Source organism: Acinetobacter sp. yr461 (assembly GCF_900110445.1).
GTDB lineage: Bacteria > Pseudomonadota > Gammaproteobacteria > Pseudomonadales > Moraxellaceae > Acinetobacter > Acinetobacter calcoaceticus.
Genome location: NZ_FODU01000026.1, coordinates 15,607 through 28,013, shown reverse-complemented (window position 1 = coordinate 28,013; position 12,407 = coordinate 15,607). Strand labels below are relative to the sequence as shown.

The 12,407-nt window shown below is 39.4% G+C and carries 13 protein-coding genes; 4 read left to right on the top strand and 9 right to left on the bottom strand.

Annotation, left to right across the window (positions count from 1 at the left end):
• Together BMW38_RS18730 and BMW38_RS18725 are read left to right on the top strand one after the other, a co-directional pair.
• Positions 1 to 593: cation transporter (locus BMW38_RS18730; protein ID WP_213031199.1), on the top strand; the 593-nt coding region annotated here is incomplete at its 5' end.
• Between the two features lie 95 nt (positions 594 to 688).
• Complete coding sequence (locus tag BMW38_RS18725; protein ID WP_092710954.1) at positions 689 to 1,387, top strand: DsbC family protein; 699 nt, start codon at positions 689 to 691, stop codon at positions 1,385 to 1,387.
• A gap of 50 nt (positions 1,388 to 1,437) precedes the next feature.
• Here BMW38_RS18725 and BMW38_RS18720 read toward each other — a convergent pair whose 3' ends face one another.
• The 8 genes from BMW38_RS18720 to BMW38_RS18685 all read right to left on the bottom strand — a co-directional run bounded on the left by BMW38_RS18720 (position 1,438) and on the right by BMW38_RS18685 (position 8,936).
• Entirely contained in the window at positions 1,438 to 1,689 is a 252-nt protein-coding gene (locus BMW38_RS18720; protein ID WP_016139726.1) for a GlsB/YeaQ/YmgE family stress response membrane protein, read from the bottom strand.
• Positions 1,690 to 1,861: 172 nt separating this feature from the next.
• On the bottom strand, positions 1,862 to 2,389 hold the full coding sequence (gene hpt / locus BMW38_RS18715; RefSeq protein ID WP_003656020.1) for a hypoxanthine phosphoribosyltransferase: 528 nt from the start codon (positions 2,387 to 2,389) through the stop codon (positions 1,862 to 1,864).
• A gap of 217 nt (positions 2,390 to 2,606) precedes the next feature.
• Complete coding sequence (gene guaD / locus BMW38_RS18710; RefSeq protein WP_092710951.1) at positions 2,607 to 3,929, bottom strand: guanine deaminase; 1,323 nt, start codon at positions 3,927 to 3,929, stop codon at positions 2,607 to 2,609.
• Between the two features lie 56 nt (positions 3,930 to 3,985).
• Positions 3,986 to 5,041, bottom strand: a complete 1,056-nt coding sequence (locus BMW38_RS18705; protein WP_092710948.1) for an aromatic ring-hydroxylating oxygenase subunit alpha — start codon at positions 5,039 to 5,041, stop codon at positions 3,986 to 3,988.
• Between the two features lie 292 nt (positions 5,042 to 5,333).
• Positions 5,334 to 6,494: a glutathionylspermidine synthase family protein gene (locus tag BMW38_RS18700; RefSeq protein ID WP_092710945.1), complete on the bottom strand. Its 1,161-nt coding sequence runs from the start codon at positions 6,492 to 6,494 to the stop codon at positions 5,334 to 5,336.
• 24 nt (positions 6,495 to 6,518) lie between these two features.
• Positions 6,519 to 6,878, bottom strand: coding sequence for a hypothetical protein (locus BMW38_RS18695; protein WP_092710942.1), 360 nt, complete (start codon positions 6,876 to 6,878; stop codon positions 6,519 to 6,521).
• A 187-nt stretch (positions 6,879 to 7,065) separates the two neighbouring features.
• Entirely contained in the window at positions 7,066 to 8,022 is a 957-nt protein-coding gene (locus BMW38_RS18690) for a TerC family protein (RefSeq protein WP_092710939.1), read from the bottom strand.
• A 317-nt stretch (positions 8,023 to 8,339) separates the two neighbouring features.
• Positions 8,340 to 8,936, bottom strand: a complete 597-nt coding sequence (locus BMW38_RS18685) for a phosphatase PAP2 family protein (RefSeq protein ID WP_045437741.1) — start codon at positions 8,934 to 8,936, stop codon at positions 8,340 to 8,342.
• 135 nt (positions 8,937 to 9,071) lie between these two features.
• Between BMW38_RS18685 and BMW38_RS18680 the strand changes: the two genes are divergently transcribed.
• Entirely contained in the window at positions 9,072 to 10,322 is a 1,251-nt protein-coding gene (locus BMW38_RS18680) for a low temperature requirement protein A (protein WP_092710936.1), read from the top strand.
• Between the two features lie 69 nt (positions 10,323 to 10,391).
• On the opposite strand, the gene mpl is transcribed toward BMW38_RS18680, so the two are convergent.
• Complete coding sequence (mpl, locus tag BMW38_RS18675; RefSeq protein ID WP_092710933.1) at positions 10,392 to 11,765, bottom strand: UDP-N-acetylmuramate:L-alanyl-gamma-D-glutamyl-meso-diaminopimelate ligase; 1,374 nt, start codon at positions 11,763 to 11,765, stop codon at positions 10,392 to 10,394.
• 238 nt (positions 11,766 to 12,003) lie between these two features.
• Between mpl and BMW38_RS18670 the strand changes: the two genes are divergently transcribed.
• The gene (locus BMW38_RS18670) at positions 12,004 to 12,366 is read left to right on the top strand and encodes a DMT family protein (protein WP_080028077.1); all 363 of its coding nucleotides are present in this window, start codon (positions 12,004 to 12,006) and stop codon (positions 12,364 to 12,366) included.
• Positions 12,367 to 12,407: the final 41 nt, after the last annotated feature.

Sequence of the window (12,407 nt, the reverse complement as noted above, 5' to 3'; positions counted from 1 at the left end):
ACCATCACCATCACCATCACCATCACCATCACCATCACCATCACCATCACCATCACCATCACCATCACCATCACCATCACCATCACCATCACCATTACCATCACCATCACCATCACGAGCATGGGGATCACCACCACGATTTAAACCAAAAAGCTGCATTTTTACATGTGGTTGCAGATGCTGTGACCTCCGTTTTTGCAATTATTGCGCTTTGTGCGGGTAAATATTTTGGCTGGGATTTTTTAGATGCACTTTTAGGAATTTTAGGTGCTATTTTGGTTGCAAAATGGTCTCTTGGATTAATCAAAGAGACAGGAAAAACCCTTCTTGATGCAGAAATGGATCATCCTGTGGTTGAAGAAATTCGTGAAGTGATTGCTGAATTTCCTAAACACATCGAAATTACAGATATTCATGTCTGGAAAGTCGCAAAAGGCAAGTTTTCTTGTATTTTGGCGCTCGAAACTGATGATATTTCCTTAACAGCAGACCAGATCCGTCATGCTTTATCGATTCATGATGAAATCGTCCATATTTCGGTAGAAATTAACGATTTAAAACCTGCTTATGTTCCACGTGAAACATTGGCATAACTGAGTGGGAGTTTGGTTATAACTCGGTAATCAGTTCTGTTTTAATCATCTGAACTGATTAAAATAAACTTCTCTCTTACGTATTAGTTGGTTTTATGCTTAAAAAATTAGGAATATTGGCATTATTTAGCTTAACGGCGAGTTTGAGTTTCGCTAATGTGGACTCGGTCAGAGAAAATATTAAAAAACAATATCCTAATTTAAAAATTAGCAATATTCAGAAAACCGAAATGCAAGGTTTATATAGCGCTAATCTGGATCAACAAATCATCTATGTGGGCGAAGATGGTCAGCATATGTTTGTTGGTTCTATGATTCGGTTAAAAGATCAGAAGAATTTGACTAAAGATCTAGTTCTAGGACAGAACTCAATTGACTGGAAACAGCTTCCTTTAAAAGATGCAATTAAAACCGTTAAAGGTAATGGACAGCATGTTTTAGCAGTCTTTTCTGACCCTAACTGTCCTTATTGTAAGCAGCTCGAACCTGAACTCGATAAGCTGAAAGATGTGACAATTTATACGTTTATTTATCCTTTAAAACCCCAGTCTATTGTGGTTTCTAGACAAGTATGGTGTGCGCCGAATCAATCATATTCATGGAAAAAACTGATTCAGCAAGGCGTTAAACCAACCGTTGCGAGTTGTGCTAATCCAATTGACCGTAACTTAGAACTTGGGAGAAAATTAGGCTTTAATGGTACCCCTACCCTAATTTTTGCAAATGGTTTTAAACTGGTAGGTGCTCGTTCTGCAGAAGAAATTCAAGCCGTTTGGAAAGAGTTAGGTTTATAAAATAAATTAAAAAAAGCACCATTAGGTGCTTTTTTATTGCCTAAAACTAATTAACTTTTTCGTGCAATTAAATTGTAAATAAAGAGAATAACCACTGCGCCAATAACAGATGCGATAAAGCCCGCCGCTGAATTTTCTCCGTAAAGCCCCAGTAATCGTCCGCCATAGGTAGCTAGAAGCGAACCTGCAATACCGATGAGGGTTGTTACGATAAAACCTGCTTTATCATCGCCAGGATGTAAAGCACGAGCGATTAAACCAGCAAAGAAACCAACCACAATAGCAACAATAAGTGACCACATATTTTGTTCTCCAGTTGTTTTTTTGGTGAAGTTAATGATTTTGCTTCATATTCTATCGTGCTTCAGAGCCTGCTAGTTTGTCTGTAGCAGATTGCGAATTTTTGTGTCTTTTTTGTTCAAAACTAAAACGTTATATAAAAAAATAGCACCTTTCAGTGCTATTTTTTGAAATTTATAAACCAATTTCACCAATAAATGGTAAGTGGCGATATTTTTGGTCGTAGTCTAAGCCGTAACCAACAATAAACTTATCTTCAACTTCAAAACCTAAAAATTTAACTTCAAGATCAATTTCACGGCGAGATGGTTTACTCACCAATGTGCACAATTGAATTGAATTTGGATTTCGAGTTTGCAACATTTCCATAACTTTGCTTAAGGTATTACCTGAGTCGATAATATCTTCAACTACCAACACATCTTTACCGCGAATTTCACCATCAAGATCTTTTAAGATTTTAACATCTCGACTTGAAGTTGTACCGCCGCCGTAGCTAGACACTGTCATAAAGTCGAGTTCATGCGGTTTGGTAATCGTGCGGCATAAGTCTGCCATGAAAATAACAGAACCACGCAGTAGCCCAATCAGGACCAACTCTTTGTCACTATTTGCATAGTGAGCGTTAATTTGCTCGCCGAGCTCTTTGACTTTTGCTTGAATTTCTTCGGTTGAAATCATGATGCTCATTGCAACAGTCATGTCAGATTCCTACAAGATATAAAAGAAAAAATAAAAAAGGTGTTGACCTGCAACACCTCTAAAATCTGAGTTAATGGTAAAATTTTAAAGCAAAATGACTTTTCATGCACCCTTTGATAAGCCAGAAATTTTATCATTTTGAGCAATATGTCGATCACGCTTTAATGCTAGTGCGCATATTCCAAATAATAACAAAAACTTAACAGCACGATTTTGTTTAGGCTGTTTCTTTTTGATAAGCACGTTTTCCATAAATATAAGTCGCCTCAATATTTCGGTCATCACCTAACGTGAATAATGCAAATAGTGAATCTTCAACAGACTTAGATTTCGACTGGCGAAGTTGCTGTAATGCTGTTGGCTTAAGATTCAAGACAACAAAATCTGCTTCTTTACCGATGTTGAAGTTTCCTAGTTGATCTTGCAGGTCAAGCGCTTTTGCTCCACCTAAAGTTGCATGATAGAGCGCTTCATAAGCTGAAAGTTTATCGCCTTGTAATTGCTGAACCTTATAAGCTTCGTTAACTGTTTGCAGCAAACTAAACGATGTACCGGCGCCAATATCTGTGCCTAAGCCTACCTTCACTTGTTTTTCCCACGTTTTTTTCAATGGAAATAAACCACTACCTAAGAACAGGTTTGACGTTGGACAAAATGCGATAGCGGATTGCGTATCGTGCATACATTGCCATTCTTCGTCTTCTAGGTGAACGCAGTGAGCAAACACGGAGCGTTTGCCAGTCAGGCCATAATGTTGATAAACATCTAAGTAACCTGTTTGTTCTGGGAATAAAGATTTCACCCATGCGATTTCATCTTTGTTTTCACTTAAATGCGTATGTACATAAACATCAGGAAATTCTTGCTTTAACTGCCCTGCTCTTTCTAATTGCTCAGGTGTAGAAGTTGGCGCAAAACGTGGCGTAATCGCATATAGAGCACGACCCTTGCCATGCCATTTTTCAATGAGTGCTTTTGTGTCGCTGTAAGCCGTTTCTGGCGTGTCACACAGCGCTTCAGGGGCATTGCGGTCCATAAGTACCTTACCGGCAATTAAACGCATCTGAACGTGTTCTGCGGCTTCAAATAAAGCATCAACAGACTCAGGGTGAACTGTACAGAAAACGAGAGCGGTGGTTGTACCGTGTTTTAAGAGTTCTTGAACAAAGAACTGAGCAATTTCACTTGCATATGCTTTGTCCTGAAACTGGATTTCAGTTGGAAAGGTATAAGTATTGAGCCAGCTTAAAAGTTGTTCGCCGTATGCCCCAACCATTTCGGTTTGCGGGAAGTGGATATGGGTATCAATAAAGCCGGGTACAATCAATTTTTCTGGGTAATGTTGAACTTCAACCCCAGCAGGAAGATGCTGTTGAGCTTCATCCCATGCACCAAACCATTTGATTTTTCCATGTTCACTAATCAATACACCATCTTCCAAATAACGTACTTGATTTGGAATATCAGTTGGCTCAGAGACAGTTTGCTGAATATCTAAAAAACGACCACGCACAACGGTGGTATTTGCGATCAATGACATGGAAAGCCTTTATATTTTCACTTTTTTCGGTTGATTGTACCCCAGTTAACCAAGATTTAAACGGTATAACGTTTACTTAGTCCCCATTCAGCCAAGATCCGACGATAAGTCGTTGATGAACGGTCAGCTTCAAAATGAGCTTCCATCATTAAATCTAGCGGTAGTTCTTCTGGTTTTTGTGATTCGACCATGTCTTGGTCCTCAGCAAAAATTTGAGCATTAAATGCATATACGTTTTCTAAATCGCCTGTTTGATCAAAGTTACGTGTTAATGGAACAAATAAACGAGTTTTATTACTTGAGATAGGACAACAGGCGTTCAAGATTTTTAAAACACCGCCTTCTGGAAAATCGACCGTAAGCACGGCTGAAAAAGGCGGATAGACATCAAAGGTGCGCTTCCATAAAAAGCCTTCTGGTTCGAGATATTTTAATTCATGTGGATAGTTACTAACATTACTGATATAGACCGTTTTTAAGCCGTAGTTGGTACGTTCAGTGTGATATTTGGGTACGACAGGATTATCACGATTAGCAAAGGCATTGTGATGTACCCAAGCAAAATGAGCGACATCGATAAAACCTTCAAGTTGACGTCCGCTAGACCCGCCAATATCGACAAAAGGTGGCAAAATCGCTTGATGCTCTGTCTGGTCCCAAGTATCTAATACAGGAATATTGGCTTGAGCAACATCATGACCATGAATACTAGTCCAAATGAGGCCATAACATTGAACAACCGGAAATTTGGTCAGAGAAAAACGATCAGAAATTTTGGTTAGTTCGGGTTGAGCTGGTATTTGGGTACATTTCCCTTCGGTGTTATAGCGTAGACCATGATAAGGACAAACAATTTCCTCACCGTCTACCCATCCTTTGGTTAAAGGCACACCACGATGGGGGCAAATATCTCGGACCAGATGAATTTCACCACTTTCTGTTTTATACAGTGCCATATTCACGTCTAATAGTGTCACTCGCTGGGGTGCAGTAGAGACGTCTTGAATACGAGCAACCGGATACCAGTGAGTAGATAAAATTTCCCAATCTTTTGCTTCAAAACTGCTGTTACATGGCATAGCAAGTGGCGTTAAAGTTGGGATAGCATTCATGGCATTACTCCTTAAAAAAATTAGGGCTCTCACGAGCCCTTAAAATCTAGGCTTTTTTCTTTTTAGGAGATGCAAAGAGCTTGCCAATATTGATTTTTAATTAAAGAAATAAGAATAAAAGTATTAAATTACATAAGATTAAGTCATTATATTTTTGAATTTTTGTTCTAATTTCGCTTTAGAGACTATAGTTCATTATTCGCTATGCACTTAGAATGCACTAATTGACTGCGTTACGGGCATAATAAAAAAGCACTTTTAAAGTGCTTTTTTATGCATATCTAGGCGTTTATTACTCAACAAAATAATGTGCTGCAAAGTGAGCATCATTACCGATAATGTCGTAGCAATCTTCACGAATGGACATACCTGCGCATTGATGACCGACCATCCATAATCCGAGTGTAGGTAGTTGTCCTGAAAATAATGGGGTGTCTACCCATTTTTGTACGACATAACCGTATTTGTCATAGTCATCAAAATAGAAACTACCAGAAGCTGCACCTTGATCATGGCCATCTTTTAAAACCCGAATATTAGCCCCTTCCCTTGCCAAAATCGGTTTTTTCACCCATTTGCCAGCCAATGTTCGCTGTGGGTCATAAGTATGGGTTTCGACCAATAAAGGATGGTTTGGGTAACGTTTCCAAAGCTCAACCAGAATTGCTTTATTTGAAAGTAGCATTTTCCAACAAGGTTCAATCCACTGTGTTTGTGGATGGATATATTGAGAAAATGATTCTTCCCAGATCCATTCCCATGGATAGAGCTTGAACAGGTTTTGAATGGGGCGATTATTAAGATCAACAAAATTTTGTCCGTTCCAACCTATGTTTTCCATAGAAAGCTCGGAAACTTGTAGATGAGCTTGGTAAGCCGTATCCATCAAATACTCTAAATTGCCCCAATCTTCTCGTCCCGCTTCCTGACAGGCAGCAAAATGCACATGACTACCGCGCGGTAAAATCGTCTTCCAGCGTTTAATCAGGTCTTCATGAATGCTATTGAATTGGTCTCGGTTCGCAATGCCTGAGACTTGTTCTATCCACAGCCACTGCGCTACAGATGCTTCTAGTAAGCCGGTAGGTGTATCGGCGTTGTATTCCAGCATTTTGATATTTCGCCCATCGTAGGCGAAATCAAAGCGACCATAGAGTATTGGTGCATTTTGTTTCCATGAGCTTTCAATATGGCTTAAGGCTACTTCGGGAATTTGAAAATAAGTAGGATAGTCACCCCGTTGAATGAGTTCTCCTACAACAGATAAACACATCTGATGCATTTCATTTGCTGCGTCTTCAAGTTGTTCAATCTGCTTAAGGGTAAACTCGTAAGCAATCCCTTCAGACCAGTAAATTGAGCCGTCGAGAGAAGGTAAATTAAAATAATCAAAACCAATATTTTGATGCTCCACTTGCCAGTCTGGGCGTGGAGTAAAGATTTTTCTTTTCATCTTATTATGTTAATGCCTGAAGACTTAGCCGCCGAAAGAAAAACCGCTACGACCAAATCCACCTCGAATTGGCGATGAAAAAGACGAAATTTTCGATGTGCTTGAAATGATGGGGCGACCAGCACTCAAGTTGCTATAAGGGTGTAAGGTGTTGCCGCGAAAAGAAACTTCGCGGTTATTTCGATAATACGCAGGTCCTAAATAATGGCCTGAACCAGAACTATGTCCACTTGAGCTATTTTCTTCTTCACAAGTTTCAGTATTCCAGTCGCGAGCACAGTTATATTGGTTGTTATATACATCTTGTACTAAAGGACCATCATTATGGCTACATGCCGTGAGCAATAAAGGCACCACGACAAGATTAATTTTTTTAGAACGCATGAGCCCCACACATTTTAATAAGTATGTTCGACATACAATGTCGAATAGATATTGTCTATTATGTTTCTGATTAGGAAAGATAAATTTTAAGTTGGCATATAATATTAATCTGTTTTTTTAAAGTACAGCTTATTTTTAAAATTTAAAGCACAAGGCATCTCGCTTGTAGATGCCTTGTTTTGATGAATTAAGACTGTAACTGCTTTTTGTTGTGTCGTAAGGATAGATAAGCAGTAATTGCTAACACCAATACGATAAAGCTTAACGAGATCCAGATTGGCATGTGGAATACATCAAGCAACAACATTTTTGCACCAATGAACAATAAAATGATGCCTAAGCCGTATGGCAAGTAATGCAGTTTGGTTGCAGCGCCAGCAAGTAAGAAGAACATTGCGCGTAAACCTAAAATTGCCATTAAGTTTGCTGTTAAAACAATAAACGGATCGCTCGTTACCGCGAAAATCGCAGGAATAGAATCTACTGCAAAAATAACGTCAGAAGCTTCAACTAAAATTAACACTAGAAATAACGGCGTTGCCCACAATAAACCGTTTTGACGTACAAAGAATTTGTCGCCTTCAAGCTGCGGAGTAATACGCATGTGCTTACGTAGCCATTTTAAAACTTTGATATCTTCAATATTGGTTTCTTCTTCTTGGCCCTTTAAGAACTTAAAGCCTGTGTATACCAAGAATGCACCGAAGATATAAAGCACCCAAGAGAATTCTTGAACGAACCATGCACCAATAAAGATAAAGAGAGTACGCAGTACGATTGCGCCTAATACGCCGTAGAGAAGGATTTTACGTTGTAATGCAGCAGGAATAGCAAACGCTGCGAAAATCATTAACCAGACGAAAACGTTGTCAATTGCGAGCGACTTTTCAAGCAAGTAACCTGCAAAGTATTCCATTGTTTTTTGATTTGCTAAGGTCACACCAGCAGTTTGCTGTAGATACAGCCATAAACCACCACCAAATAACGCTGCGACACTCACCCACGCTACGCTCCAGTAAGCAGCTTGCTTAATTGAAACATCCTGACCTTGCTTTTGCTTAAAGCCTAAAAAGTCAATCAGGAGCATTACAATGACAATGCCAAAGAATGCTATGTATAGCCATAAATTGCCGATCGATTCCATAAAACCTCCACATCCGGCAATTGGGCATAAAAAAACCTTGACCCGTTGCCAGATGAATTAAACATCTGTACCAACATGATCAAGGTCTTGCCTACATCATGAATTTCATGATGCTCAGATACCGACTTTTTAATAAAAGTGTATTGACGATATCTGACACATAACATTGCTGCTATGTTTGGAGGAGGCTACTCCCCTTGTCAAACTAAATTCTGTTTTGGATAAAACATATCCAACTACGCATAGAATGGCAGATTTTTTAGAATTACGCAACTGAACTTAATTTCGTGGTTTTAACACTAAAAGGGCTCTAGAGGTTATTTAATTAAACCTCGATCTAAAAGCGGTTTACATATGATCTGGTAAAGGTGAATAAAGAATGCGGTTAAGCGCGTGCCGTAGGCATTCCAGAAGTAATATCCGGCTGTATTGACCAATAGCGCTACAATAAAAGCGCCCAACATATCTAAAGGGAAATGCACACCAAGATAAATACGCGACCATGCCACGACAAATGACAAGGATAGAAGAATTATTCCAATCAGTTTGCGCTGAGCAAATAAATAAGACAGAGCGATGGTGCTGAAAATCAGCATATGATTACTTGGAAAAGATGCCGTTGGTGCATGTTCGATAAAAGTAGTACCAACACCCATGACAAACGGTCTTGCATGATGGTAAAACAGAGAAATAACATAACCTACTAAAAGCGACACGCAGGTCAAAAAGACAGATTTAACAACCCTATTTTTTAAATCTTGGTCGCCATAGAACCATAAAAATGTAAGGATGAATAAAAGAATATAGAGGAGATCATTAGCAAAAAAGATAGCAAGACGAATGATAAATTGACTCGCATCCTGAGCCCCATTAATAACATGGAATAAGCTAAGGTTGAGTGTTTCTAAAGACATTCATATTCCAAACGAGAACAAAAACGTGAGCTATGATAAAGAATTAAGCTTAATGTCTTGATAAAGAATTGTCACAAAAATGAAATATAGTTTGTTTGTGAGTAAAGATTAAACAGCTTAGAACGATAATTTTTAATGCGCGATCTGGACGTTGATATTAAAGTGCTAACGTGTTGGCATTTTATTCGAGAACGTTATTTTATGACTACTCAAGAAAAACAGAAAAAATTAAGTTTGAGGCCTTTATCTCCAAGAGATCCAGAACAGCCGCATAGAGCAGCGACTCCCCTCGAATTATTGTTCGATTTAATTTTTGTGGTCGCGATTGCAACAGCAGGTCAGCAGTTACACCACGCCATTATTGAAAATCATCTATGGCATGCGTTACCAAGCTATTTGATGGTATTTTTTGCGCTGTGGTGGGCATGGATGAATTTTTCATGGTTTGCTTCGGCTTACGATAATGATGATGCGTTGTATCGATGCCTCACCTTTGTGCAAATTGCAGGTTCATTGGTGATGGCAGCAGGCATTCCTGATATATTTCATAGTCAGGATTTTGATGTAATGATCATCGGTTATGTGATCATGCGAATGGCATTAGTTACCCAGTGGTTGCGTGCAGCAAAATATGATCCTGCTCGACGTATTACGGCTTATCGCTATGCAATAGGGATTGTACTGGTACAGATTGGTTGGTTAGTTGCCAATTTTACCCATGTACTTTCGGCCCCTTTATTTTTATTTTTAGCTGCGATGGAGCTATTTGTTCCCTACTATGCAGAAAAATATTCACCTACGCCGTGGCATCCACATCATATTGTAGAGCGTTATGCCCTGCTTACGATTATTGTGTTGGGTGAATCAATTATTGGTAGCTTTAATGCGATCCGCGATGCGCTGACTGCTCAATCTATTAATATTCCTGCCGTTTTCTTAATGGTCGGTGGATTGATGCTTATGTTCGCAATGTGGTGGGCTTATTTTGATCGTAGTGGACAACACCATCATCTGAAAGGTGTACGTCCTTTTGTTTGGGGATACGGCCATTATTTTGTTTTTGTCAGTATTGCTGCGGTCGGTGCTGCGCTTGCAGCGGCTGTGGATGTCACAACCCATCATGCGCATATTTCTGATTTATATATGGGAATAGTCGTTGCGGTGAGTGTGGTGCTCTATACCACCTGTATTTGGATACTTTACGAGTTCCAATGCTTATCTGGAATTACTAAATGGTTTTACCCAATTACAGCGCTGATTATTTTATGTATTCCGTTTATTTGTAATAACGTGGGATATAGCGTTTTTGCGATGGGTATTGTCTATAGTTTACGTTTAATAGTTTCTAATAAATTTCTGGATAATATAGAACCAGAAAAGGTTTAAGAGTCACTGATATAAAAAACGGGTTTCAATTTGAAACCCGTTTTTTTATTGAATCATCTAATGCGGAAGTTAAGCAGCTTTTGCTTTTAATGCATTCATTAATTTTTGATGTAAGCCGCCAAAGCCACCATTAGACATAATCACTACAGCATCGCCCTCACCTGCTTCATTGACAATACGTTCAATAATTTCATCAAGTGAACGACTGACTTGAGCATGGTTAGACGCAGCTTCAATCACGGGTTGTAAATCCCAATCTAAACCTTCTGGCTGGTACCAGATCACATCATCTGCTAAGCGTGCTGAATGCGCTAAGCCATCTTTATGGCTTCCCATACGCATTGTGTTTGAACGTGGTTCGATAATGGCCCATAAACGGCGTTCGCCTAAACGTTTACGTGCGCCATCTAAAGTCGTGTCAATTGCAGTTGGATGGTGAGCAAAGTCATCATAAACCTCAATGCCATTGACTGTGCCGAGTAACTCCATACGACGTTTCACGCCACCAAAGTTAGACAAAGCTTCACAAGCTTGCTCAAGCGCCACACCCACATGCTGAGCGGCTGCAATCGTTGCCAAAGCATTAGCTACGCTATGTTGTCCTGTCATGCTCCATTTAACTTCACCAACGACATTACCATTTTCAAGTACTTTAAAATGGCTGCCATCAATTGAAATGAGTTCGGCAGACAAAGCAGCTTTTTCATTTGCTTCTAAACTTGTACGAATGACTGGCGTCCAGCAACCCATTTCAAGTACTTCATCAATATGAGTTTCAGTAATTGGCGCAATAATACGGCCTTCACTTGGAATGGTACGAACAAGATGATGGAACTGCTTTTGAATAGCCGCTAAGTCATCAAAAATATCGGCGTGGTCAAATTCAAGGTTGTTTAAAATCGCCGTTTTCGGGTGATAGTGAACAAACTTAGAACGCTTATCAAAGAAAGCTGAGTCATATTCATCGGCTTCAACGCAGAAGTATTTGCCACCACCTAAACGAGCGCTTTCACTAAAGCCCAGTGGAACGCCGCCAATTAAAAAGCCTGGATTTAAACCTGCCTGATCAAGTACCCAAGCCAGCATGGTTGTAGTCGTGGTTTTACCATGAGTACCAGCTACACCAAGTACATGTTTACCTTGTAAAACGTGGTCAGCAAGGAACTGTGGACCAGAAATATATGGCAGACCTTCGTTAAGCATATATTCCACAGCATCAATACCACGTTTCATGGCATTTCCGACAATGACTAAATCTGGATGAGGCTGCAAATGACTACGATCATAGCCTTGCATGAGGGTAATACCTGCGTTTTCTAACTGGGTAGACATTGGCGGGTAAACGTTTAAATCGGAACCGGTTACCTTATGCCCTAAATCACGAGCTAAAAGTGCTAAAGAGCCCATAAAAGTGCCACAAATACCCAAGATATGCAGATGCATTGCTCGCCTTCTCCACTGCTTCTATACACAGCACGTCAAGTGTCTGCGCGTTCATTATTGATAAATTTGGCAGCAACGATAGCAAGGCTAAACGGGAAAAGATAGTCAAAAATCGTTGTTGTTCTATGTGTTTGAGGCCCTTATAAAAGTACAGCTTTATTTTTTGTATTTAAGCTGAATTACAGTTTTATCTTTTATAATGTTTTCTATCTTTAATAATACTTAAATCATCGTAAAGATGAAGGATGTGCCTTTGAGCCCAACGGTTTTAGCTTTTACGCTATTAATTATTTCTAACTGCTTTATGACGCTTGCATGGTATGGGCACCTCAAATTTTTGCACCATGCTCCACTCTGGCAAGCGATTTTATTCGGTTGGATTATTGCCCTGCTTGAATATAGTTTTATGATTCCTGCTACTCGTATGCTAAGTGCACAAGGTTGGTTACTCGGTGAAATGAAAATCACGCAGGAAGTAGTTACGCTGATTGTGTTTGTACCGTTTATGATTTTCTTGTTTAAACAGCCATTTAAACTAGATTACTTGTGGGCGATGTTATGTCTATTTGGTTGTGTTTATTTCGTATTTAGAAGCCAATAATTTGCAATAGCTTGTATTGAATAATTGATTCTATACAAGCT